25 protein-coding genes are annotated in these 22,187 nt (G+C 59.6%); 13 read left to right on the forward strand and 12 right to left on the reverse strand.

Features of this window, described 5'->3' with window-relative positions; all coding sequences use genetic code 11:
- Nucleotides 1-19: 19 nt before the first annotated feature.
- The 5 genes from C934_RS0101585 to C934_RS0101610 form a co-directional block, all read right to left on the reverse strand.
- On the reverse strand, nt 20-1,489 hold the full coding sequence (locus tag C934_RS0101585) for a D-alanyl-D-alanine carboxypeptidase (RefSeq protein ID WP_026371490.1): 1,470 nt from the start codon (nt 1,487-1,489) through the stop codon (nt 20-22).
- A gap of 117 nt (nt 1,490-1,606) precedes the next feature.
- On the reverse strand, nt 1,607-2,356 hold the full coding sequence (locus C934_RS0101595; RefSeq protein WP_018854962.1) for a hypothetical protein: 750 nt from the start codon (nt 2,354-2,356) through the stop codon (nt 1,607-1,609).
- A 237-nt stretch (nt 2,357-2,593) separates the two neighbouring features.
- On the reverse strand, nt 2,594-3,199 hold the full coding sequence (locus C934_RS0101600) for a transglutaminase-like cysteine peptidase (protein ID WP_018854963.1): 606 nt from the start codon (nt 3,197-3,199) through the stop codon (nt 2,594-2,596).
- A 645-nt stretch (nt 3,200-3,844) separates the two neighbouring features.
- On the reverse strand, nt 3,845-4,456 hold the full coding sequence (locus C934_RS0101605) for a PilZ domain-containing protein (protein ID WP_018854964.1): 612 nt from the start codon (nt 4,454-4,456) through the stop codon (nt 3,845-3,847).
- A gap of 90 nt (nt 4,457-4,546) precedes the next feature.
- On the reverse strand, nt 4,547-5,185 hold the full coding sequence (locus C934_RS0101610; protein WP_018854965.1) for a PAS domain-containing protein: 639 nt from the start codon (nt 5,183-5,185) through the stop codon (nt 4,547-4,549).
- A gap of 292 nt (nt 5,186-5,477) precedes the next feature.
- On the opposite strand from C934_RS0101610, the gene C934_RS0101615 reads away from it, so the two are divergent.
- Both C934_RS0101615 and C934_RS0101620 read left to right on the forward strand, forming a co-directional pair.
- A complete protein-coding gene (locus C934_RS0101615) occupies nt 5,478-6,236 on the forward strand; it encodes a rhomboid family intramembrane serine protease (protein WP_018854966.1) in 759 nt (252 codons plus the stop codon).
- A gap of 103 nt (nt 6,237-6,339) precedes the next feature.
- Entirely contained in the window at nt 6,340-6,774 is a 435-nt protein-coding gene (locus C934_RS0101620) for a CBS domain-containing protein (RefSeq protein WP_018854967.1), read from the forward strand.
- 15 nt (nt 6,775-6,789) lie between these two features.
- Here the strand turns inward: C934_RS0101620 and C934_RS0101625 are convergent, their stop codons facing one another.
- The 3 genes from C934_RS0101625 to folE all read right to left on the reverse strand — a co-directional run bounded on the left by C934_RS0101625 (nt 6,790) and on the right by folE (nt 8,981).
- Nucleotides 6,790-7,761, reverse strand: coding sequence for a patatin-like phospholipase family protein (locus tag C934_RS0101625; protein WP_018854968.1), 972 nt, complete (start codon nt 7,759-7,761; stop codon nt 6,790-6,792).
- A 114-nt stretch (nt 7,762-7,875) separates the two neighbouring features.
- Nucleotides 7,876-8,334, reverse strand: a complete 459-nt coding sequence (gene hisI / locus C934_RS0101630) for a phosphoribosyl-AMP cyclohydrolase (protein WP_018854969.1) — start codon at nt 8,332-8,334, stop codon at nt 7,876-7,878.
- Between the two features lie 26 nt (nt 8,335-8,360).
- Nucleotides 8,361-8,981: a GTP cyclohydrolase I FolE gene (gene folE, locus C934_RS0101635; protein ID WP_018854970.1), complete on the reverse strand. Its 621-nt coding sequence runs from the start codon at nt 8,979-8,981 to the stop codon at nt 8,361-8,363.
- Nucleotides 8,982-9,288: 307 nt separating this feature from the next.
- Between folE and C934_RS0101645 the strand changes: the two genes are divergently transcribed.
- From C934_RS0101645 to thrS, 5 genes are all read left to right on the forward strand, one after another.
- The gene (locus C934_RS0101645) at nt 9,289-9,735 is read left to right on the forward strand and encodes an iron-sulfur cluster assembly scaffold protein (RefSeq protein WP_018854971.1); all 447 of its coding nucleotides are present in this window, start codon (nt 9,289-9,291) and stop codon (nt 9,733-9,735) included.
- 12 nt (nt 9,736-9,747) lie between these two features.
- On the forward strand, nt 9,748-10,146 hold the full coding sequence (gene yidD / locus C934_RS0101650; RefSeq protein ID WP_018854972.1) for a membrane protein insertion efficiency factor YidD: 399 nt from the start codon (nt 9,748-9,750) through the stop codon (nt 10,144-10,146).
- A 3-nt stretch (nt 10,147-10,149) separates the two neighbouring features.
- A complete protein-coding gene (locus C934_RS34510) occupies nt 10,150-10,287 on the forward strand; it encodes a hypothetical protein (RefSeq protein WP_018854973.1) in 138 nt (45 codons plus the stop codon).
- Entirely contained in the window at nt 10,284-10,808 is a 525-nt protein-coding gene (locus C934_RS0101660) for a DUF1697 domain-containing protein (RefSeq protein ID WP_018854974.1), read from the forward strand. The genes C934_RS34510 and C934_RS0101660 overlap by 4 nt, the downstream gene beginning before the upstream one ends.
- 122 nt (nt 10,809-10,930) lie before the next feature.
- Complete coding sequence (gene thrS, locus C934_RS0101665; protein ID WP_018854975.1) at nt 10,931-12,916, forward strand: threonine--tRNA ligase; 1,986 nt, start codon at nt 10,931-10,933, stop codon at nt 12,914-12,916.
- Between the two features lie 87 nt (nt 12,917-13,003).
- Here the strand turns inward: thrS and C934_RS0101670 are convergent, their stop codons facing one another.
- Complete coding sequence (locus tag C934_RS0101670; protein ID WP_037089063.1) at nt 13,004-14,095, reverse strand: hypothetical protein; 1,092 nt, start codon at nt 14,093-14,095, stop codon at nt 13,004-13,006.
- Nucleotides 14,096-14,208: 113 nt separating this feature from the next.
- Here C934_RS0101670 and C934_RS0101675 point away from each other — a divergent pair, with 113 nt between their 5' ends.
- The 3 genes from C934_RS0101675 to C934_RS0101685 all read left to right on the forward strand — a co-directional run bounded on the left by C934_RS0101675 (nt 14,209) and on the right by C934_RS0101685 (nt 16,645).
- The gene (locus C934_RS0101675; protein WP_018854977.1) at nt 14,209-14,793 is read left to right on the forward strand and encodes a nitroreductase family protein; all 585 of its coding nucleotides are present in this window, start codon (nt 14,209-14,211) and stop codon (nt 14,791-14,793) included.
- Nucleotides 14,793-15,395, forward strand: a complete 603-nt coding sequence (locus C934_RS0101680) for a flavin reductase family protein (protein ID WP_018854978.1) — start codon at nt 14,793-14,795, stop codon at nt 15,393-15,395. Before C934_RS0101675 ends, C934_RS0101680 begins: the two co-directional genes overlap by 1 nt.
- Nucleotides 15,396-15,472: 77 nt before the next feature.
- The gene (locus C934_RS0101685; RefSeq protein WP_198011789.1) at nt 15,473-16,645 is read left to right on the forward strand and encodes a DUF2336 domain-containing protein; all 1,173 of its coding nucleotides are present in this window, start codon (nt 15,473-15,475) and stop codon (nt 16,643-16,645) included.
- Here C934_RS0101685 and C934_RS0101690 read toward each other — a convergent pair.
- Nucleotides 16,642-17,049 carry a hypothetical protein gene (locus C934_RS0101690; protein WP_018854980.1) on the reverse strand — a complete coding sequence of 136 codons (408 nt, stop codon included), beginning with the start codon at nt 17,047-17,049 and terminating at the stop codon, nt 16,642-16,644. The two genes, C934_RS0101685 and C934_RS0101690, sit on opposite strands and share 4 nt — an antisense overlap.
- Before the next feature lie 108 nt (nt 17,050-17,157).
- Here C934_RS0101690 and C934_RS0101695 point away from each other — a divergent pair, with 108 nt between their 5' ends.
- A complete protein-coding gene (locus tag C934_RS0101695) occupies nt 17,158-17,616 on the forward strand; it encodes a GNAT family N-acetyltransferase (protein ID WP_018854981.1) in 459 nt (152 codons plus the stop codon).
- On the opposite strand, the gene C934_RS0101700 is transcribed toward C934_RS0101695, so the two are convergent.
- Nucleotides 17,617-18,795 (reverse strand): AI-2E family transporter, encoded by a 1,179-nt coding sequence (locus C934_RS0101700; protein ID WP_018854982.1) that lies wholly within the window; start codon nt 18,793-18,795, stop codon nt 17,617-17,619.
- Between the two features lie 205 nt (nt 18,796-19,000).
- Between C934_RS0101700 and C934_RS0101705 the strand changes: the two genes are divergently transcribed.
- Complete coding sequence (locus C934_RS0101705) at nt 19,001-19,618, forward strand: GntR family transcriptional regulator (RefSeq protein ID WP_018854983.1); 618 nt, start codon at nt 19,001-19,003, stop codon at nt 19,616-19,618.
- Between the two features lie 3 nt (nt 19,619-19,621).
- The gene (locus tag C934_RS0101710) at nt 19,622-20,122 is read left to right on the forward strand and encodes an OsmC family protein (RefSeq protein ID WP_018854984.1); all 501 of its coding nucleotides are present in this window, start codon (nt 19,622-19,624) and stop codon (nt 20,120-20,122) included.
- Here the strand turns inward: C934_RS0101710 and parE are convergent.
- Entirely contained in the window at nt 20,083-22,155 is a 2,073-nt protein-coding gene (gene parE, locus C934_RS0101715; protein ID WP_018854985.1) for a DNA topoisomerase IV subunit B, read from the reverse strand. The genes C934_RS0101710 and parE overlap by 40 nt on opposite strands.
- Nucleotides 22,156-22,187: the final 32 nt, after the last annotated feature.

Consider the following 22,187-nt stretch of genomic DNA (forward strand, 5'->3'; position numbering starts at 1 on the left):
TGGGCGGCATGTCAGCTGATCATTGGGCCGTAGCCCAGCACTTCACGCCGGCGCGCTTGAGGGCGTTGCAGGCGTTCACAGCAGAACGCTGGTCATCGAAACCGCTGAAGCGAGCACGGTAGCTTCCGGCATTGGCGACTGCGATAGGCTTTGCGGAACGAAGGGACTTGCCACCCTTGTTCTTGGCGCTGTCGAGCAGGTCCATCGCGCCTTCCTTGCTGGAAGAAACGCCAATCTGAACGGCCCAACCGGCCAGCTGCGGTTCCTTGGTCGATGCGGTCGTCAGTTCGTCGACAGACGTATCGCCCTGTTCCGGCGGGACATAGGCAGGAGCAGGTGTGGGCGTAGCAACAGATGCCTGCTTGATCGCCTGGGTCTTGACCTTCGTCGGTGCTGGCATTTCCTGCTGGAGGAGCGGATTGTCGGACTTCGACTTGGCAACGTCGGCATACGCAACCTGCGCGGAGGCCGCTTGATCGCGGGTATCCGGCGTTGGCGCTGTCCGAGGCAGGCTGATTTCAGGTGCAGCCGAAGCGACGCGTGTTTCGGCGACGGGCGCTACCGGTTGTGGCGCGGTCTGGGCGATCAGATCCGAGGAACCACTGCGGCTGGATGCCTTGGGCAGGTAGGCGGCGATCAGCTTGCGCATCTGATTGTCGCGGGCAGGGGTCGAAGCCCCGCCGAGAACAACGCCAACGATCGACTTTCCATCGACCTGAACGGAGCTAACCAGATTAAAACCAGCCGCCCGGGTATAACCCGTCTTGATGCCATCGACGCCGCGCACGGAGCCGACAAGACGGTTGTGGCTACGGATGATGCGATTTCCGAACTTAAAGCTCTGCGTGGAGAAATAGCCGTAATACTGCGGAAAATGCTGGCGAAGTGCGATACCCAGGCGGGCCTGGTCGCGCGCAGTCGTCATCTGGGCGGTATTCGGCAGGCCGTTGGCATTACGATAGGTCGTACGCGTCATACCAAGCGCATGCGCTTTCGCGGTCATCAGCTGGGCGAAACGATCCTCTGTGCCACCAAGCAACTCGCCGAGAGCAGTGGACGCGTCATTGGCCGACAGCGTCACGAGGCCAAGGATTGCCTGTTCGACGGAGATCGTACCACCTGCGCGAACACCGAGCTTCGTCGGCGCCTGGGCGGAAGCGTGGGCGGAAAAGGGCACCGAGGTGTCCAGGCGGATGCGCCCCTGCTCCAATGCTTCGAAGGTCAGGTAGAGCGTCATCATCTTTGTGAGAGAGGCCGGATACTGCAGGCGATCCGCGTTCTCGCTATAGAGAACGTTGCCGGTTTTCGCGTCAACGACGATACCCGCGTATTTTGAGTTGGCAGCCTCCGCATCGGCATCGATCGAGTCGGCCATAATGATACCGGCCGCCAGAGACAGCGCCGTGATCGCTCTTATAAGAATATTGCGGGATCGCGATGGTGATACGGAGGAGACTGACCTTGGCACTATTCTACTCTTCGCTTGCATTTCGGACACTGGAGAGATCGGCCGCCCTCCCGGCGCGATCGTTCTCTCAGCAAATTATCCGTCCGTGGTTACCAATCCGTTTATGATTAATCGTTTCTTTCGCCACATCGGATCATTCTAGCGACCTGGCGCAGAAGCGTCCACAAGTCGCTCTTCCACAAAATGGCGAATAGCGGCATCAATATGGTCCCAATCAGGCAGATGCGTGCTGGAGAACCGGTAAAGCACAGTTAAGTCGCGACCGAGTTTTATGTCACGCTGGCAATCCCCGCTGGTGGCCATTTGACGCGTCGCCGGCAAGGCGCAACGTACGACATAGTCCTGGCCGCCGGCGCGCGGCGCGGTCAACAGAACCTCATCGGCATAGCCCGCGTCTGCGCGCAGGTGATGCAGCGTCATGCCATTGGCAAAGGCGACGCCGTCGCCCTCGACGAGATGCGAGTAGATCGGTTCTAGTCGTCCCGACATATCCCGGGACATAGTGCTTTGGGTGACCTGAAGGAAGATCAGTCCCGACGACTGGGTAACATCGTCGAAACGCTCGTGGTGTTCCTTGCTGTAGCCCTGCATTTCCGGCCAAGTGAGATAGAGGTCCGCCCTTTCGAACAGGCCGTCCTTCCGCTGGCTAGGGAAGCGCAGCGTGTTTTCGGGAAGGCGGAGAGTATCGCGGCCAATCGTCAGGGTTATCGGCGTTATCGCATCGGTATTGCCAGCGAGGGAAATGCGAGCGCCAAACCAGCGACCACCGAAACTGATGGCCAGTGTCAAAGCCGCAAGGCAGGCGACAGCGATCGTAAAACGGACGACGAAACGCGTCGAAAGGAGTGGCGACTCCTCAATTTCGCGTGCGGTACCGGTATGGTTCATGGCGGCCTTCGGATGTCAGACCGCCGCGAAAGGAACAAGAGTCGCCGGTGCCGTTGGTTGATGCAGCAATTGTCTGGCTGATACGGTTAACGAACACTTAAGCGCCGCCTTGCGGCAAGAAAAAAACGAACCGCTCCCGGGACAGCGGGAGCGGCTCTGTGGCGCCGGTCAGGCACGGGGATGCGGGGGACGACCGGAGCCTTATGGTTACCGCCGGATATTCCCGGCGTTACGCGCTTACTTGACGCTGCCGACCGCCACCGCGCGACCATCCTGCAGCTTGACCCAGCGGCTCGGATCGTTAGCGGACTGACGCTTGAGGTAGGTGTATTCGGTATCGGCCCAAAGCATGACCTTGTTGCGCATGTTATCGAGGATGAAATCGCCGCGGTCCGTGCGGACCGTCAGCACCGCATGGCCTTCGCCATTCGGCTGCAGGACGACGGTGATCAGCAGATCGGAAGGCGAGAAGCCGGCTTCGATCAGCATCTTGCGCTTCAGCAGCGCATAGTCTTCGCAATCGCCGGCGGTGCGCGGATAGGCCCAGCGTTCTTCGACACCGTAGATTTCCTTGTCGGTCAACGGCGTGATCGACGAATTGACCTGGTAGTTCGCTTTGAGGATCGTCTTCCAGCGTTCCTCCGTCAGAAGCAACTCGCCTTGATCGCCGTCTGCATTGGCGCACTCGGTAGGCATTTCCTTGCAGAATTGGTAGGCACCGATCGGCGGGCTCGCATTTCCAAGGACCGTCATGTTGAGGGGGCTCGCTTGTCCCAAACCCGCCATCGCGATCAACATTGCACCGACGGCCAGACTGCCTTTGATGAAACTCGTTATTGTCATTTGTCGTGTCCCCGTTGTGAGGAGAACCTGACACAGACATTTTTATTCGACGCAAAATTACGCAGTTAAATTAACGGCTTAGTTGATTCAAACACGCAGAGAAATCGACTAAAAACAAAATCGAATTCGCCTAAAATTCGAAGGGCTTTCGCGCTAAACTTGATTAAAATTGCTCCTTCCTCGGAAAGAGGTTCGGCGTTTAATCGCAGCATTTTGGGACAAGTTATTAACGCAGCGTCCGGATCCGAGGCTTTGGGAGGACTTCATTTACCATCTGCACTGCCGCCGCGATGGTCCGCGCCTAGATCATAATCGCGGTGCTGGCGGTGAAATTCGCCGATTGGCACGTTTCGGCAGCAAAATTATTATCGAGAAATTTTGCGGAAAAGCAGCTGTCGGATCCACGGCCCACGATCGATGAGAACTACTTTGCGGCTAGGCTCTGAAAAATTGCCATGCGCCCGCAAGCGGCTTCTCAAGGTCCAGCTGCCTTTGAGCAGGCGCCGAGTGACCAATCGGCCGGGCTGGGCGGGTGCGGCCGCCGTTGCGTTGATCGAGAGAATGATGTGCAACAGGCCGAGGGATCAAATTCGCGATAAGCGAACATCGAACAGCAGGCACCCGGTCGGCGCGCCTGCGGCACGATTAGAGAAATTCGCGCAGTGTTTCCCGCGACTGGATCGACAGGAATTCGATCGCAACGCCTTCCACGAAATGGCGTACGACGCGGCCGCGCATATTGCCGAGGCGGAGAGGTGTGCCAATGGGCGGACGCACCTCGACATCGACTGCAGCGCCGGAAAGCGACAGGTCCATGATGCGGCAGCTGTAGCGGGCGCCGTCTTCCAGCGTGATTTCGGTTTTCGTCTCGCGCGGCGTCAGGCGGTCGTGACGGCGGTCTTCCGGAAGGCCAAGCTCATGCTTGTTTGCAAGCCAAGTTAGCTGTGCTGCGAGCTTTTCGCGCTTGCGTTCGGTCGCATGGATCGACATGACAAAGCCACGACCATCGATCGTCTGCACATAGCCTTCGACGCGCCCGAGGTGATCGATATAGGCCACCACACGCTCGTTGGCACGAGGGCGGCCCAGGCAAGTCACGTACATGTCGCCCGGCGACATATCGATGACCAGGCACTCAAATTCCTCGTAGTTCGCCAGCATAAGCCGGCCCTGCATGTTGATTGGGACACGTTGAAAGGCACCTTGTTCGAGGCGAGGCGCAGTTCGTTGCGTCTGAACTTGCTGGAACGCGTGCATCAAAGGGCTTCTTCATGAAATACAACCAACCGATCATTACCCGGAATCCCTTAACAGAAGGTTGTTCAGATTCGTCCACTATGCACGCATTCAGTTGTGCCTAACCGAGCCTGGAACGCCGAATTCAGCAAATAGATTGGACATAACGCGTCGCATTGTGTCAGCGATCGACGGGGTACGCTCGTATAGCGGGTGCTCATCTCCGAACTCGGCATCCTTGAGTTCCCTGTCGGAGCCAAGCCCTTCGTGCAGTGATCGGATGCGATCGAGAGCGAGGAACTGGAGCGGCACGACTTCCAGCCAGCTTGATGCGACCGCGGGGGCGATAGCCCCCAGAAGTTTGTCGCATTGACACTCGTCCGAGCGAAGCGGCAGGAGGACAATTTCGAAGGAGGCACAATGGCCGGCCGCGGTGAAACCCGTGGCGTTGAGCAGCTCCGGCATCGCGTTGCTCATGAGGCCCGTGGCCATCTGTTCGATGTCGTCCTTCCCATGCGCCCAAAGCTCGGAAAACGGGACCCCACGGAGATCGCGACCAAAGAGATCGCAAATACGGGTTCCGGCAAGGCGGAATGCGATGCGGCCCGAATCACCTGTTTCGAGGAGAAACACGCTCGACAGAATCTGCCGCAAATGCGTTGGCTCGACCTGCGATCTCAACGGCGCAACGTCTTTGCCGCGGATCCGAGTCCAATATTCGAATAGGTCGATCGTCGTTTTGAGACGCATTGCTGCACCGGCTGTTTCATTTTGGATCAAAACACGGCCGTCATGGCCATGCGCTATGATGCTGTGCGTATCTCGTGCCAGCTCGGAGCAGTTAAGGTTAAGGAACGGTTTCGATTGAGCCGCGCATCGCGCCGTGACAATGTCTGTCCATCGCTTCCTGTCTTCGGGAAGTTCAGCACAGACTGTCGGGCGCGGATATCCTCGACGCTCGAAGCCGTCTGGTCTTTGCCGGACGGCTTTTTTTTTGACCTTTCGTCCTGTAAGGCTGTGCCGCAATCAATTGAGGACGAAGATGAACGAGCAGTCGGAGCCGCAAACGGCGATAGAGCCCCCGCCGCCGTCACCCATCTTCAACCTTCCGGGCCCGGTGCTCGCGGCACTTGCGCTGCTGGGGCTGATATATGCGGTTCAATCGCTGCTTCTATCCGGCAGCGGCCTCGACTGGCTGTTCTTCAATTTCGGCTTCATTCCGTTGCGCTACATCACGCCGCTGTCAGAGCAGGGCCCGCAACTTTTCTGGACGCCGATTACCTATTCGCTGCTTCACGCCAGTATAGAGCATATCGTTTTCAACGGGCTGTGGCTCATGGCCTTCGGCACACCGGTGGCGCGCCGGATTGGAACGTTTCGCTTCATCGTTTTCTGGGTGCTCTCGGCAACTGCGTCCGCCGCCTTCCATGCGGCCTTAAATTGGGGAGGGGCCACGCTGCTGATCGGCGCGTCGGGCGTGGTGTCCGGCCTGATGGGCGCTGCCTGCCGCTTTGCGTTCCCGCCTGAACAGCGGATGAGCGGGCCGGCGCGTCTTAATCCGCTACTCTCGATGCTGGGAGCGTTTCGCAGCCGCACGGTCGTCGCCTTCATTCTCTTCTGGTTCGTGGGCAATCTCCTGATCGCCGTCGGCGTCCCGTTGATTGGCGACGGATCCCAGGCAATCGCCTGGGACGCCCATATCGGAGGCTTCGTTTTCGGCTTCGTTCTCTTCGGCTTTTTCGACCGGGAGCCACCCGAGCAGCCGCTCATTTCAGAGACATCGGATATATTGCAATCTTGAGCATTGGAGTGCACCATTCCTCCTGATCCGTGATGGGAGGAGAGCCGCCACGGATGCCTGTGATCAGTTGAAGTGTTTCACTTTCGACATAGGAGGTTCAAGAATGTCCAACTCAGTCAAGGCCATACTCGATGCGAAGGGCAGGGATGTCGTAACCGCCGGGCCAAACACGACCGTTGCCGAGGCGGCTGTGATTCTCAGCAAGAAGAAGATCGGCGCTATCGTTATCGTCGGGATGGAAAACAAGATTTCCGGGATTTTCACGGAGCGCGACGTCGTGCACGCGATCGCCAAGGCGGGGGCGGCCTGCCTCGATCAGCCGGTTGGCTCGCTTATGACCGCAAAGGTCTATCGGTGCCATGAAGATTCGACAGTGTATGACCTGATGGGGCTGATGACGAGCCGACGCTTCCGTCACGTTCCTGTCGAAACGAACGGCAAACTTGCCGGTATCATTTCGATTGGTGACGTCGTGAAGACGCGTATTGCTGAAGTCGAACTGGAAGCCGAACAGATCAAGGCCTACATCGCCGGCTGAATGCTTCGCCGGCGCCTAGAGAGAGCCGGCGAATAGTTCCTGCATCCGTTTCAACTCGGGAAGCCTCAGCTTGGCTTCTTCATAGCCGCGCTCGATCGCTTCTCCAGCGCGATGGAATTCCGAGAGGCCGATATCGCCGAGACGCGGCTGAAGCGATATGTCCGGCGGATCGCCCGCCAAGCGCGCACGCGCGATCCTGTCCTGGATGATGTTGAAAGCCTGCACCATCACACCGGTCATGCCGAGCTTGGTATAGGGCACCTCCTCGCGTCGCTGGACTTCGGAGCGCGAGAGGGTTGCATTGTGCCGGACGACAGCCGATCGACCGTAAAGATCGTAGTTCAGATTGACGGCAACCACGAGCGGTTGCTCGTAGGCGCGACATACGGAAACGGGAACCGGATTGACCAGCGCGCCATCGACGAGTGTCCGTTGATTGCTGCGGATGGGTTCGAAAATGCCGGGGAGGGCATAGGAGGCGCGAAGAGCCGTAATTAGCGATCCGTTTGCGATCCAGACTTCGTGCCCGGTGTTTACTTCGGCGGCGACAGCCACGAATGGCCGGTCCAGATCTTCGACGCTGAGCCCCTCAAGATGCTCCTGCATGCGCTTCGTCAACCGCATGCCGCCGAACAGACCACTGCCGCCGATCGTCAGATCAAGCAGGCTCGCTATACGCCGCATCGTCAGCGAACGAGCGAATCCTTCCAGTTCGTCGAGCTTGCCCGCCAGATAGCAGCCGCCGACCAGCGCACCGATCGAGGTTCCGGCAACCATGCCGATCTCGATACCTTCTTCGTCCAGGGCGCGCAGAACCCCTATATGCGCCCAGCCGCGTGCGGCGCCGCCGCCCAGCGCAAGGGCAAGCTTGGTTCTCTTGGGGGCAGGCGGAGGAGATGCGGGAGCGTTCATGTCTGGCGCGGTCGGGGTGCTGGCATTGGACGCGCCCGCCTCGGAGCTTTGGCGGTACAATCCCCAATTCAGCATGGCTCGTATCCCTCCCGGCAAACAATTAAAAACGAACTATATTAGTGTCCCGCGTCCCTTTCCAATTCGTATATAGGCGTAGATTTTGGCCCAATAAGAGGCAACTGCCTGCTTTTATGACTCTTTACCGTAGACTTCGTCCGGATCGAACTGGAGCTCGTCATCGACGATTTCGAGCATCGGCTTGCCGTCTTCGAGGTTCACGGTCCTATAGAAGCAGGATCGGCGACCGGTGTGACAGGTGGCATCATGGCCTGCGACCTCGACCTTCAGCCAGATGGCATCCTGGTCGCAGTCCGTCCGGATTTCCTTGACCATCTGGGTGTTGCCCGAGGTTTCGCCCTTGATCCAGAGCTTGCCCCGCGAGCGGCTGAAGTAATGAGCCTTCCCGGTCTGAATGGTCAGTGCGAGGGCCTGGGCGTTCATATGCGCCACCATCAGCAACTCGCCATCGGCGGAATCGGTGACAATCGCGGTGATCAGGCCGCGATCGTCAAAGCGTGGCGTGAAGTCGCCCGCGTCCTCAAGTTCTGATTTATCATCGGACGGCGCATTGAACGCAAAGGGCATCATCGCGGCTTTCTTAACTGAAGCCGTATTCAGCGGCTCCGGACCATGGACATGAATCGGGCTTGATCAGCCGGCTCAGTTTTGAACGTTCCGGTAAATGTTGTCGTCAATGTGGTCGAGCCCTGCTTTTGCACACCGCGCATCGCCATGCACATGTGTTCGGCCTCAATCATGACGGCTACACCGCGCGGAGTGAGCGTGTCGTCAATGGCCTTAGCGATCTGGGCGGTCATGGTTTCCTGCGTTTGCAGGCGACGACCGTAGATCTCAACGACGCGTGCGATCTTCGAAAGGCCCAGCACCTTGCCATCCGGCATGTAGGCAACATGGGCCTTGCCGATGATTGGAACCATGTGGTGTTCGCAATGAGAGAAGAACGGAATATCCCTCACCAGGACCATGTCGTCGTAGCCGGCAACCTCTTCAAAGGTACGGCCCAGCACATCTTCCGGGTCCATATCATAGCCGGCAAAGAGTTCACGATAGGCTTTGGCCACGCGTGCTGGCGTATCGAGCAGGCCTTCGCGCGTCGGATCGTCACCTGCCCAACGCAACAGCGTGCGGACGGCATCCTCTGCTTCTTTCTGGCTGGGCCGATCCGCATCGAGATCGGCGGGGGTCTGCGGAAAATTCTTGATGATGGCGTCCATATGTAACAGTCTCCTGATCCGCTTTGGCGGACCGTCTTTCGGACTAGCCACTGGCAATTCCACTCAAGGGAATTCATGCACCTTTGGCAGGCTCCGGGGCTTTCAGGGCTTGGTTTGCTGCCCTTCCGGCACGGTTTCCCAATCAAACTTAGCCGAGGCCATTGCATTTTTCTGGCCTTCGAACGACATACATATAGGAAAACGGCATCCTTATGTAAGTCTCCCGGCACGACACGCTGTGTTTTTCTTTTGTGCTACAATGAGTTTTGAGGCGCCGATCCGCATGAATTCTGGAGCGGAATCCACGATGGACGATATCTACAACAGCAAAATCCTGGAATTCGCGGGCAATATTCCGCTGATCGGCAGCTTGCCGGATGCGGACGCCAGCGCCCAGGCGCACTCCAAACTTTGCGGCTCCAAGGTCAAGATCTGGCTGAAGATGGACGGCGATACGGTCACCGCCTTCGCGCACGACGTCAAAGCCTGCGCGCTCGGACAGGCATCGTCTTCGATCATGGCCCGCCATGTGATCGGCGCCAGCGCGACTGAGTTGCGCAAGGCGCGAGAGGACATGCTGGCAATGCTGAAGGCGGACGGCGAGGGGCCGGAAGGCCGCTTCGAGGACATGCGTTATCTCCGCCCCGTGAAGGACTACAAGGCACGACATGCCTCGACGATGCTGACCTTCGACGCCGTCGTCGATGCGGTTAGCCAGGTCGAGGCCAAGCGCGGCGAAACCATCGAGGCCTGAGCGGCATAGCCGATGTGCAAATTCTGTTCGATCAATCGCGATGAGGACGAAGACGAGGGTGGCGCCGCCGCACCGCGTCGATCCACGCGCTCCTACTCCCGAAATTACTCCGGCCCGTTTCGGAAGACGCCCGGCAGGGTGCTGGGGATGGGTTTCATTCGCGCCTACCAGTTGACCCTCTCCGGTTTCATCGGCAATTCCTGCCGCCACATCCCGACCTGCTCGGAATACGGCTATGAGGCAGTCGCCCGTTACGGGCTGTGGAACGGCGGATGGATGACGCTCTTTCGCGTCGCGCGCTGCGGCCCGGGCGGCACCAGCGGGCTCGACCCGGTTCCCGAGCAGCTCGGCGAACGCTTTCACTGGTGGACGCCCTGGCGCTACCTCGCGCTTGGTCGCAAGGCGGGCTGAACGATGACGCAAGGCGCATTTCGGGTGTTTCGCCGTCGCCTCGACGTCCCCAATGCCTCGCTCAAGTATGTGGATGCGGCCGCGTCCAAGCACGAACTCGAAGATTTTGGCGAGGGCGCGGCAGAGTTCTGCAAAGCATGATCTACGTCGCGCTCCTGCACAGCATTGTGCTTGCGCCCGGTCGCCGCGTGGTGATGTCCGACCTTCGCGACATGGCCAAGGACATCGGGTACAAGAATCCGAGGACACTTGTCTCGACGGGGAACATCGTTTTCGAGGCCGATGCCGCCCTGCTCGCAGAGATCGAGGCGAAGCTGGAAGCGGCCTTCAAGGCTCGTTTCGGCAAACCGGTCGATATCATCGTGCGCAAAGGTATCGACTGGTTGACCCTTGCGAAGTCCAATCCTTTTGCAGACGGCGAGGGCAGTCAGGTGATCGTGCGCGTCATGCGCAGGCCGCTTCCACCTACTGCCATGGAGGCGCTTCGCCCTTATGCCGATCCTAAGCAGCGAATGGCACTCACCGCCGGCGACCTTTGGATCGATTTTGCCGGCAAGCCGAGCGAGTGGAAGTTGCTCTCGGCACTGACGACCAAGCGAATGGGCGTCGGAACATTGCGGAACTGGAACACGGTGCGTGGCCTTGCCGAAATGATCGGCTAAGCTGGCTTTTTCTTTACTCAAGCAGCAAATCTCGGTATCAGGCGGCGGCGCATTCGTGCGGACGAAGCGCTTCATTGCAACCACCCGCATTCGTTGGCGGGACTGGACAAGGAGAATTCTAGATGTCCCAATCCGTTTCCCTGACATTTCCCGATGGTTCCGTGCGCAGCTACGATGCTGGCGCAACCGGCAAGGATGTCGCAGAATCCATTTCCAAGTCGCTTGCCAAGAAGGCAGTAGCGATCGCTATCGACGGTCAGGTCCGTGACCTTTCCGATCCGGTGACGGCAGGCGCAATTGAAATCATCACCCGCACCGACGGCCGCGCGCTGGAGTTGATCCGGCATGACGCAGCCCACGTGATGGCGGAAGCCGTGCAGGAGCTCTGGCCCGGCACGCAGGTCACGATCGGCCCTGTTATCGAGAACGGCTTCTACTACGACTTTGCCAAGAACGAGCCCTTCACACCCGACGATCTGCCGAAAATCGAAAAGAAGATGAAGGAGATCATTGCTCGCAACGCGCCGTTCACCAAGGAAGTCTGGGCGCGCGAGAAGGCCAAGGAAGTGTTCGCCGCGAAGGGCGAAAGCTACAAGGTTGAACTCGTCGATGCGATTCCGGCAGGCCAGGATCTGAAGATCTATTATCAGGGCGACTGGTTCGACCTCTGCCGCGGCCCCCATATGGCATCGACCGGCCAGATCGGGACGGCGTTCAAGTTGATGAAGGTGGCCGGCGCCTATTGGCGTGGCGACAGCAACAATCCGATGCTGACCCGCATCTACGGCACGGCATTTGCCGAACAGGCCGAACTCGACAACTACCTGCACGTGCTCGCGGAAGCCGAGAAGCGCGATCACCGCCGCCTCGGCCGCGAAATGGACCTCTTCCATTTCCAGGAAGAGGGTCCGGGCGTTGTCTTCTGGCACGGCAAGGGATGGCGCATGTTCCAGACGCTCGTCGCCTATATGCGCCGTCGTCTCGCCGAAGACTACCAGGAGGTCAATGCGCCGCAGGTGCTCGACAAGTCGCTCTGGGAAACCTCCGGTCACTGGGGCTGGTACCGCGACAACATGTTCAAGGTCACCGTCGCCGGCGACGATACGGATGATGACCGCGTGTTCGCGCTGAAGCCGATGAACTGCCCCGGCCATGTGCAGATCTTCAAGCATGGCTTGAAGTCTTATCGCGAACTGCCGATCCGTCTTGCGGAATTCGGCACAGTTCACCGCTACGAGCCGTCCGGTGCTCTGCATGGGTTGATGCGTGTGCGCGGCTTCACGCAGGACGATGCGCACATCTTCTGCACCGACGAGCAGATGGCAGCCGAGTGCCTGAAGATCAACGATCTGATCCTGTCGGTCTACAAGGACTTCGGCTTCGACGAGATCACCATCAAGCTCTCAACGCGCCCGGAAAAGCGTGTTGGTTCGGATGATCTTTGGGATCGCGCCGAAAGCGTGATGACCGACGTGCTGGACACGATCCAACACCAGTCGAACAACATCAAGACCGGCATTCTGCCGGGCGAGGGCGCGTTCTATGGTCCGAAGTTCGAATATACGCTAAAGGACGCGATCGGCCGTGAATGGCAGTGCGGCACGACGCAGGTCGACTTCAACCTGCCGGAACGCTTCGGTGCCTTCTACATCGACAGCAATTCGGAAAAGACGCAGCCGGTGATGATCCACCGCGCGATCTGCGGTTCGATGGAGCGCTTCCTCGGCATCCTGATCGAGAACTTCGCAGGACATCTGCCGCTGTGGGTATCGCCGCAGCAGGTCGTCGTCGCGACGATCACGTCCGAGGCCGACGGCTATGGCGCCGAAGTCGCGGCAGCGCTGCGGGACGCCGGCCTGACCGTTGAGACCGACTTCCGTAACGAGAAGATCAACTACAAGATCCGCGAGCATTCCGTTACGAAAGTTCCCGTCATCATCGTCTGCGGGAAGAAGGAAGCGGAAGAGCGCACGGTCAACATCCGCCGTCTTGGCAGCCAGGAGCAAACCTCGATGTCGCTTGACGAGGCAATCGCAAGCCTCGGGCTCGAAGCCACGCCGCCGGACGTGCGCCGGAAGGCGGAAGCGAGGAAGGCAAAGGCAGCCTGAGCTGCCTCCAGCACGTGAATACAACACCGCCCGGTTTCTAAAAGAACCGGGCGGTTTTTCTTTGTCTGTGGACCCCTAGGAGGCCGATCAGTCCGCGTCGGCGCCGGTGCCGCCCTGGAGCTGATCGTAGGTAGGTAGCGGTGCCTGCGTATTCGGCGAGCCGTCACTCGCTGGCGGTTGCTGATCCGGCTGAACCTGAACGGTTTTAGCGGCCTCTGTCGGTTCTTCGGGTTGCACGTCCTTCATAAGAACTTCGACGTCTGTGTTCTTGCCGGCTTCGACCTTGAAATCCCGCTGGTAGATCTTGTCCTTGTTTCGAGCGACGGCGGAGTATTCGCCTTCGGCGAGCACCATGGTCGGGAAAGCGCTGACGCTCTCGCCGACACTGTCGCCAGCGGCCGTCAGGATCGACCAGGCCGTATCGGCGATCGCTTCCCCACCGGCGTCGGACACGAGCTTGAACGTGATCTGTGCTGCCTTGTGCTGGATCGTTGCTTCCGTGAGCTTGCCTGCCTCCACCTGGATATCGGCGCGGATCGAGGCATTGGTGTCGCCGTATTCGGAGACGATGTGGTAGGTTCCGGCATTCAAGCGAACCACGGTGTTTGGCGGCACGTCAGCCATGACAAGACCGCGCTCGCCGTCCTCACGCACGTCGGCGGAGTAAATCGAGAAGCTGAGCTGATCCGGGCGAATGCGAACGTCCGTTCCCGAGACCGCGTTCAGCAGTAAGCCACCGGCTTCCAGCACCATCGTCTGCTTGTCGACCTGACCCTCTTCAGGAACCGTCAGCTTGCGCGTGACACCGGCGCGACCGAAAGAAACGTTGACGAAATAGTCTCCCGGCGCGAGCTGAAAATCCGCGGAGCCGCCTTGCGAGGACGCGATCAGCGGAAGCTTTCCGTCGGTGCCCGCTGCCGGGCTGAACACATACCAGGAGAGACCATCCTGAACAGGATCGCCGTTGGCGGTCAGTTTCGCCTCGAGCGCGATCTCGCGCAGCTTCGAGCCCTGCGGGGCGGTGCCCGGCGCGATGAAGGCATTCAGCTTCGGCATTTTCGCAGTCGTATCCAACTGCTTGAAGGTCTGGAAGGCGTCCTGCGCCTGGCTACTTAAAGGCAGTAGGGCGGTCAAAACCAAGGCCAGGCTTATGCGTGCATATGGCGAAATGCCAACCATCTGTCGTGCGAACCAATTGACATCTGAAATCACAGAGGCCACTTCAAGACCAACGCGATGGCAAATTCAAGACCCATCCCAAATGCTGTCATGAAAATGGAAGTCTCTCCCGCATGAAATCCGATATCAAGCTGATCGACTATCTCGGTGTCCGTCGCTCTATTCCCGCTTTCCAGATGTGCGAGCCGGGCCCCGACAAAGCCGAGATCGAAGAGATTTTGCGCCTGGCCTCCCGCGTGCCCGACCACGGCAAGCTCGCGCCATGGCGCTTCATCGTCTATCGCGGCGAAGAGCGTGCCCGGATTGGCCAAGAGCTCCTCAAGCTCGCGCTCGAGGCCAAGCCAGAACTGTCTGAGGAAATGGTCCAGGTGGAGCGTACGCGCTTTACCCGCGCTCCTGTTGTCGTTGCCGTCGTCAGCAAGTCCGGCCCGCACATCAAGATTCCCGAGTGGGAGCAGCTGATGTCTGCTGGTGCTGTCTGCCTCAACATCATCTTCGCCGCCAATGCCCACGGCTGGGTCGCCAACTGGCTGACGGAGTGGTTCGCCTATGACGAGCGCGCCTACGAACTCCTGGGCGTCAAGTCGGGTGAAAAGATCGCTGGTTTCATTCACATGGGCTCAACGACGTTTCCGCCCGTCGAGCGCCCGCGCCCGGAACTGACCGAGACTGTGACCTGGGTTGGCGGAGGGGACTGATGTTCTATACCACCGATACGAACCGGCATGGCCTGTCGCACGATCCCTTCAAGGCCATTGTCTCGCCGCGTCCGATTGGCTGGATCGGCAGCAGGGGAAGCGACGGCTCGATCAACCTTGCACCGTACTCTTTCTTCAATGCGATTTCCGACCGCCCGAAACTCGTGATGTTTTCCTCCGCCGGTCTAAAGCACAGCCAGAGGAATGCGATCGAGACCGGCGAGTTCACCTGTAACTTTGTCAGCCGGAACCTGGTCGAGAAGATGAATATCTCATCTGCGGCCGTCGACTATGGCGTTGACGAGTTTGCTCTTTCCGGCCTCGCCGCCAGGAAGGGTGAGCTTGTCGACGCGCCCTACGTCGCCGAGGCCTTTGCCGTGCTCGAATGCATAGTAACGGAGACCCTTGTGCCGAAGTCACTCACCGGTGAAAATTCCGAGAACATCATGATCCTCGGTCAGGTTGTCGGCATCCACATCGACGAGACGATCATTCGCGATGGGCGACTCGATATGGCGATCGCCAGGCCAGTCGCCCGCATGGGTTACATGGACTACAGCGAAGGCAGCGACGTGTTCGAAATGTTCCGGCCGCAGGTTTGACGTTGGCCGTCAGCGCTTAAGGAACATGGTGAACCAATCATAAACTTTTCCAAGATACCGTGATCTCACTGATTGGAATGCGAGAGAATCGCATTCGGGCATGGGGCACACGGGTGATCGTAGAAGCATTTCTTCGTTGGGCGGAAACCGCCAAGGCCGGAGACAGGGCCCGTGCGGCCAGTGCCCTCGGCAGAGCCTATCTGCAGTCCGAAATGGCAGCAGAAGAACGCGCCGCGGCCGAGATGGCCATGACTTTCCTGCTCGACGACCCATCCCCCAAGGTGAGGCTGGCGCTTGCCGAAGCAATCTCTTGGTCACCGGAGGCGCCGCGAGCGGTTATTCTCTCGCTGGCCGCGGATCAGCCGGAGATCGCCTGCCATGCGGTCACATGCTCACCCTTACTGTCGGACGCAGACCTCGTGGATCTCGCGGCCAGCGGCAGCGACGTCACGCGAATGCTGATTGCCGCGCGCGGCACGATTTCACGGCCGGTTTCAGCCGCGCTCGCCGAGATCGGTGAAGAAGAGGCCGTCCTCTGCCTTCTCGAGAACGGCGGGGCGGCCATCGCGCCTTACTCTCTTAAAAGAATTGCCGAGCGGCTCGGCCATCACTGCGAAATCCGCAATCTGCTGCTGGAGCGCGGGGATCTTGCGGCGGACGCGCGTCAGTTGTTGACGCAGCATGTCAGCGCCGCCCTCGTTGGTCTGCCATTGGCGCTAGCGACGATCGATCCCGGCCGACTGCACAGGATCAGCAGAGAGGCCAATGAAACTGCCATCGTGTCGATTGCTGGCGAGATTACGCCGCGCGAGATTTCAGACCTTGTCGAGCATTTACGGGTTAGTGGCCACCTAACGCCGTCGTGCCTGATCCACGCTCTTTGCTCCGGAAAGGTCGAGTTCTTCGCAGGCGCCATCGTCAACCTGACTGGCTGCGAAGAGCGACGCGTTCGCTCCATTCTCGCAACCGGTCGCATGCACGCGGTGCGCGCCCTCTATGAGACGGCCGGCCTTTCCCGCGAGATCAGCACGATCTTCGTCGAAGCGACGCTGTTGTGGCGGGACGCATCGAAAGATCTGGCAGCGACGATGCTCGGCGACGTCTGCGGCAAGCTGCTTGAGAAGTTCCGCCGGCATGCAACGCATGGGGCCGTGCAGGAACTCCTGGAGATGATCGAAAGGCTGCACATCGCTGAACAGCGGCAGCATGCACGCGCTTATGCTCAATTTACGTCGCTCGCCGCAGCCTAGCGGTGCAGCCGCTTCGCCACCCAGGAATAGCTGCCCGAGACGAAGTGGACGGGTGAAGCCGGCGCTGTTTTCATTTCGCTACCGGACGGCAGGTACGCGCGCACCTCACTCGCCACCCGGTCAGCGAGGGCCGACAATCGACCCTGCGTTTCGGCTGGAACGGGCGGCGTCGGCGCGCTTTCCACGACCGCCTTTGGCGCTTCTGGGGAAGCAGGCTTCGGTGGCTCACAGACAGCAATTACCGTTGGGTAGCTGACATTCGTATAGCGCTTCAGCTGCCTTTCCGAATCGGCGTCGCACATGGCGACGGTCTGCCATTTCTGCTCAACCGTGGTGAGATAGTTGCATTGTGTGACCGAGTCGTTGCAGCCTAGGATCGTCATTGCAACCAGCAACACTTGCATAATATCGCCTTTTGAATATTGAACCTTCGCCTCTTAGATGCTGAAATTCCAACAGAATGAAGGCGCCCCAACATTTTTTACGCGGGCGCCACAAGACAGGAAAAACCCGTGTCCATTACGATTGCATTGGAAACACCGCGCCAAGACGGCGTGCTCCGCTTGCTCGACATGTCCGACGCCTATGCCCAGTCTCTGTATCCGCCAGAAAGCAATCACCTCGTCGATGTATCGACCCTGGAGAAGCCGGCCGTCAGCTTCTTCGTCGCCCGCAACGAGGGTGCGATCGTTGGCTGCTGTGCACTGGTCGAGGCTGGCGACGGAACGGCGGAGATCAAGCGGATGTTCGTCGATCCCGGCGCCCGCGGCTTGAAAGTGGCAAGCAAGCTGATGGACGCACTCGAAACGACGGCCGCTGAAAAGAAGCTCCAAGCCGTCCGTCTTGAAACCGGCATTTACCAGCCAGAAGCGATCGCTCTCTACCGAAAGTACGGCTATGGCGAAATCGAAGCGTTTGGCAGCTACCTGCCAGACCCACTTAGCCTGTTCATGGAAAAGCGGCTGCCCTGATCATTCGGCCGCGCGAGACGCCGGCGGGGCCTGCTCGTCGATCATGACGTTCGGGCCGGTTTCGGCACTCCGGACCTCGTGCATCCATTCGCGCCAGATCGCCACAATGAGGGCCATCAGCACCGGCCCGATGAAGAGGCCGAGAAAGCCCATGGTTTTCACGCCGCCGACAAGGCCGAAGAAGGTCGGCAGGAATGGCAGCTTGATGGGACCGCCAACAAGCTTCGGACGAAGTGTCTTGTCGACAATGAACAGCTCGACCGTTCCCCAAACGAAAAGGCCGATGCCTGCGATATGTGAGCCACTGGCGAGCAGGTAGACAGACACCAGGGTAAAGGACAGCGGGGCACCACCGGGTATCAGGGCCATGATACCGGTCAGGACGCCGAGCGTGACGGGCGAGGGGACACCGGCGATCCAATAAGCGACGCCGAGCACGATGCCTTCGCCGATCGCGATCAGCGTCATGCCCATGACAGTCGAGCTGATGGTTGCCGGAACGACGCGGGAAATTCGCTCCCAGCGGTTCGGAAGAATGCGTTCGCCGAGCATATCGATCTGCTGCGAGAAGGAGGAACCATCGCGGTAGACGAAGAACAGCGCGATCAACATGAAGAGCAGCGTGAGGAGCAGGTGGAAGGCGCCACCGCCAGCTGCCAGAATCGCCCGATAGATGTTGCCGATATGGGCGCCGCTCACAGCCTGGATTAGCTCACCCATGGCACCGGGGCTGCCGATATATCTGGTCCACAGTTCATCGAGATACGGACCGGCAAAAGGCAGGGCGATGATCCACTGCGGGGTTGGCGCACCGGACCTGTTTGCGTGCACGGCCCAGGCCACCCATTCGCGCACCTCACCTGTCGTATAGGTGACGGCGAAAAAGATCGGCAACACGAGAAACGTCACGATCATCAGAATGGCGATGGTGGCGGCGACCGTTGTGTTTCCACCGACACGGCTGAGAAGCCGGCGATACAGCGGCCAGCTTGCAAAGCCGATGACAAGGGCGGCGAGAACCGGGACAGCAAAGCCGTAGAAGAAGTAGACGCCAGCCGCGACAACAAGCACGAGCAGCCAGCGCGCCGCGGAGATGGAGGGAATTAACGGCGTGCGGGCTGGGCCTGAGGGGCCGAGCCATCGCGGCTCTCGCTGGATGTTGTTGTTCGGAAGGCTCACGTCGTTCTTTTCCCCTGTTTTGGCTATGGATATGGGCCATGCGTCCCTCGGGCGCAAGCACAATGACCGATTCATGTCATCGACTGGCGCCCGTGAGACCACCGGCGATCCATACTACGCTCCCTAACGCTATTCTTCGCAATCAATATGACAGAAATCCTGCCACAGCGTTGCCAAAATACACTTGCGCGTTTACTTTGGATCCATGGATACAAACCTGATTGCAACAGCGCTGCGGCGCGAAATAGAAGGCGGGAGCCTGCCGCCAGGGACCGTCCTGAAACAAGAGCTCCTGGCAGAGCGGTTTGGCGTGAGCCGCCAGCCGGTACGCCAGGCGCTAGATCGGTTGCTAGCGTCAGGCCTGCTCGACCGGCGGCCTGACCGAAGCCTGGCCGTCGCCGGTTTGACGGAAGAGCAAGCACGTGAACTCGCCGAGATCCGCGCAGCCTTGGAGAGCATGGCGCTGCGCGCTGCGCTGCCGCTGCTCGGCGACAGCGACCTGCGCAAGGCGCGCCGTCTCAATGAAGATCTGATCGAAGAGGATGATCCGGCCACGCTGGAGGAGCTGGATGTCGCCTTTCATCGAACGCTCTACGGGCGATGTGGCAATCGCCGCCTTCTGTCCATGATCGACGAACTGCGGCGTGAATCGTGTCGTGCCTATCTGAGGCAGCCAAAAGGCTCCAACGAGCGTGTGATCCTCCACGCCGAGCATCGCGCCATCATAGACGCGTGCGCGCATCGCGACGAGGCTGCGGCACTGAAGTCCTTGTCGGAACATTTGCAGATGACAACAGCACGTCTGACGCACGAGGGAGAATGAAAGATGACGACGTTTTCCGCGGAGGTCGCATGGGAGCGGGGCGCAGCAAGTTTTATCGACGGACGCTATAGCCGCGGGCACAGATGGAGCTTTGATGGCGGCGCCACCGTCGCTGCCTCCGCTTCGCCGCACAATGTGCCGTTGCCGTATGCGCTTGCCGAGAATGTTGATCCGGAAGAGGCATACGTTGCAGCACTGTCGAGCTGCCACATGCTCTTCTATCTCTGGCTGGCCTCAAAGAAGCGCATCCTGGTCGATAGCTATGTCGATGCGGCAACAGGCTTTATGGAAACTGTGCAGGGCAGGACAATGGTGAGCCGCGTGGAGCTTCGACCGCAGGTTACCTATGCCGGCGACCGGCCGAACCGAGAGATCGAACAGAAACTCCACCACGAAGCGCACGAGTTGTGCTTTCTTGCCAACTCCGTGAAGACGGAAATTACGGTGCGCCTCGACTGGCCGGTTCAGATATCGAGGTTTTCCGCAAAGGCGGCGCGATCCTGAATGAACCGGAAGCGCGCTTCCGGCTTCGTTCCCATCAGGTCGTCGACCGCCGTGCGCGTACCCTCGAAATCCACCTCGTCGATAATCACGCGCAACAGCGTGCGCTTGCCTGGGTCCATGGTGGTTTCTTTGAGCTGCGCCGGCAGCATTTCGCCGAGGCCTTTGAAACGGCTGATTTCGACTTTCGCCTTGCCCTTGAACTCGGTCTCCATCAGCTCGGCGCGGTGCGCATCGTCGCGGGCGTAAGCGGACTTCGCGCCCTGGGTGATCTTGTAGAGCGGCGGTACGGCCAGGAAGAGGTGACCGCCACGGACCAGCTCCGGCATTTCCTGATAGAAGAACGTGATCAGTAGCGAGGCAATGTGGGCACCGTCGACGTCGGCATCGGTCATGACGATGATGCGTTCGTAGCGAAGGTCTTCCTCACGATACTTCGAGCGCGTACCGCAACCGAGCGCCTGAACGAGATCGGCGAGCTGCTGGTTGGCGCCAAGCTTTTCGCGACCGGCACTGGCGACGTTGAGGATTTTGCCGCGCAGTGGGAGGATCGCCTGGTTGGCACGATTGCGAGCCTGCTTGGCCGAGCCACCTGCCGAGTCACCTTCGACGATGAAGAGTTCGGCACCCTGGGCGGTGTTCTGTGCGCAATCGGCTAGCTTGCCGGGCAGGCGCAACTTGCGCACGGCGGTCTTGCGGTTGACTTCCTTTTCCTTGCGACGGCGCAGGCGTTCTTCCGCACGCTCTATAACCCAGTCGAGCAGCTTGGCTGCCTCGTTCGGATTGTCGGCAAGGTAGTGGTCAAAGGGGTCGCGGAGTGCGTTTTCAACGATCCGCTGGGCTTCGACCGTGGCGAGCTTGTCCTTCGTCTGGCCGACGAATTCCGGCTCGCGGATGAAGACCGAGAGCATGCCGACGGCGGAGATCATCACGTCATCGGTGGTGATCTGGGCAGCGCGCTTGTTCTGCGTCAGTTCGGCGTAATTCTTCAGGCCCTTGGTCAGCGCGATGCGCAGGCCCGCCTCGTGCGTGCCGCCTTCGGGCGTCGGGATCGTGTTGCAGTAGGAGTGGACCTGGGGATCGCCGCCGTACCAGGTGATCGCCCACTCCAGGGAGCCATGACCACTGGTCTTCTCGGTTTTCCCTGCGAATATCTCGCGGGTAACGGTGAATTCCTTGCCCATCGTCGCCTGCAGGTAATCCTTCAGGCCGCCGGGGAAGTGGAAGACCGCCTTGTCAGGTATCTCCGAGCCTTGCGGCAGAACGCCTTCCTCGCAACTCCAGCGGATTTCGACGCCGCCAAAGAGGTAAGCCTTGGAGCGTGCCATACGGAACACACGCCCGGCATCGAACTTCGCGTGCTCGCCAAAGATCTGCGGATCGGGGTGAAAGCGGACTCGCGTGCCACGACGATTGTGGACGTCGCCGAGTTCTTCCAGTTCGCCCTGGGGCAAACCGCGGGAAAAGCGCTGACGATATAGCTTCCGATTGCGCGCAACCTCGACTTCCAGCACGTCGGAAAGCGCATTGACGACGGAAACGCCGACGCCGTGCAGACCACCTGACGTCTCATATGCCTTGCCGTCGAACTTGCCGCCCGCGTGCAGCTTCGTCATGATGACTTCAAGGGTCGACTTCCCGGGAACTTGCGGGTGATTCTCGACGGGGATACCGCGGCCATTGTCGCTGACCGTCAAGTAGCCCTGCAGGTCAAGGTGAACCTCAATGAAGTTGGCGTGGCCGGCGACAGCTTCGTCCATCGAATTGTCGATGACTTCGGCGAAGAGATGGTGAAGAGCCTTTTCGTCGGTGCCGCCGATATACATGCCCGGCCGCATGCGGACGGGTTCAAGACCCTCGAGAACGCGGATCGAGGACGCGCCGTAGTCTTCCGAGGTCGAGTTCACGGGCGCCGGACGCAGGGCGGGGACAGCAGCCTTAGCGGGTGCGGCCTTTTGTGGCTCGGCAGACTTTGGAGCTTCCTCCTGCTTCGGTGTCAGGGGCAGTCCGGAAAAGAGGTCGTTGCTATCGTCCATGGGGCCGTTCAGATCTTTATCCTGTCGGGCAG

This window comes from Rhizobium sp. 42MFCr.1 (assembly GCF_000377185.1).
GTDB classification, from domain to species: Bacteria; Pseudomonadota; Alphaproteobacteria; order Rhizobiales; family Rhizobiaceae; genus Rhizobium; species Rhizobium altiplani.

Excerpts from the sequence above, each read along its gene's own strand:
- C934_RS0101620 (WP_018854967.1), top strand. The coding sequence starts at position 6,340 with ATGTCCAACTCAGTCAAGGCCATACTCGATGCGAAGGGCAGGGATGTC.
- C934_RS0101705 (WP_018854983.1), top strand. The coding sequence starts at position 19,001 with ATGGATACAAACCTGATTGCAACAGCGCTGCGGCGCGAAATAGAAGGC.
- hisI (WP_018854969.1), bottom strand. The coding sequence starts at position 8,334 with ATGATGCCCTTTGCGTTCAATGCGCCGTCCGATGATAAATCAGAACTT.
- yidD (WP_018854972.1), top strand. The coding sequence starts at position 9,748 with ATGTGCAAATTCTGTTCGATCAATCGCGATGAGGACGAAGACGAGGGT.
- C934_RS0101595 (WP_018854962.1), bottom strand. The coding sequence starts at position 2,356 with ATGAACCATACCGGTACCGCACGCGAAATTGAGGAGTCGCCACTCCTT.
- C934_RS0101680 (WP_018854978.1), top strand. The coding sequence starts at position 14,793 with ATGTTCTATACCACCGATACGAACCGGCATGGCCTGTCGCACGATCCC.
- folE (WP_018854970.1), bottom strand. The coding sequence starts at position 8,981 with ATGGACGCCATCATCAAGAATTTTCCGCAGACCCCCGCCGATCTCGAT.
- C934_RS0101615 (WP_018854966.1), top strand. The coding sequence starts at position 5,478 with ATGAACGAGCAGTCGGAGCCGCAAACGGCGATAGAGCCCCCGCCGCCG.
- C934_RS0101685 (WP_198011789.1), top strand. The coding sequence starts at position 15,473 with ATGCGAGAGAATCGCATTCGGGCATGGGGCACACGGGTGATCGTAGAA.
- thrS (WP_018854975.1), top strand. The coding sequence starts at position 10,931 with ATGTCCCAATCCGTTTCCCTGACATTTCCCGATGGTTCCGTGCGCAGC.
- C934_RS0101600 (WP_018854963.1), bottom strand. The coding sequence starts at position 3,199 with ATGACAATAACGAGTTTCATCAAAGGCAGTCTGGCCGTCGGTGCAATG.
- C934_RS0101710 (WP_018854984.1), top strand. The coding sequence starts at position 19,622 with ATGACGACGTTTTCCGCGGAGGTCGCATGGGAGCGGGGCGCAGCAAGT.
- C934_RS0101690 (WP_018854980.1), bottom strand. The coding sequence starts at position 17,049 with ATGCAAGTGTTGCTGGTTGCAATGACGATCCTAGGCTGCAACGACTCG.
- C934_RS0101660 (WP_018854974.1), top strand. The coding sequence starts at position 10,284 with ATGATCTACGTCGCGCTCCTGCACAGCATTGTGCTTGCGCCCGGTCGC.
- C934_RS0101645 (WP_018854971.1), top strand. The coding sequence starts at position 9,289 with ATGGACGATATCTACAACAGCAAAATCCTGGAATTCGCGGGCAATATT.
- parE (WP_018854985.1), bottom strand. The coding sequence starts at position 22,155 with ATGGACGATAGCAACGACCTCTTTTCCGGACTGCCCCTGACACCGAAG.
- C934_RS0101605 (WP_018854964.1), bottom strand. The coding sequence starts at position 4,456 with ATGCACGCGTTCCAGCAAGTTCAGACGCAACGAACTGCGCCTCGCCTC.
- C934_RS0101610 (WP_018854965.1), bottom strand. The coding sequence starts at position 5,185 with ATGCGTCTCAAAACGACGATCGACCTATTCGAATATTGGACTCGGATC.
- C934_RS0101585 (WP_026371490.1), bottom strand. The coding sequence starts at position 1,489 with ATGCAAGCGAAGAGTAGAATAGTGCCAAGGTCAGTCTCCTCCGTATCA.
- C934_RS34510 (WP_018854973.1), top strand. The coding sequence starts at position 10,150 with ATGACGCAAGGCGCATTTCGGGTGTTTCGCCGTCGCCTCGACGTCCCC.
- C934_RS0101675 (WP_018854977.1), top strand. The coding sequence starts at position 14,209 with ATGAAATCCGATATCAAGCTGATCGACTATCTCGGTGTCCGTCGCTCT.
- C934_RS0101625 (WP_018854968.1), bottom strand. The coding sequence starts at position 7,761 with ATGCTGAATTGGGGATTGTACCGCCAAAGCTCCGAGGCGGGCGCGTCC.
- C934_RS0101670 (WP_037089063.1), bottom strand. The coding sequence starts at position 14,095 with ATGGTTGGCATTTCGCCATATGCACGCATAAGCCTGGCCTTGGTTTTG.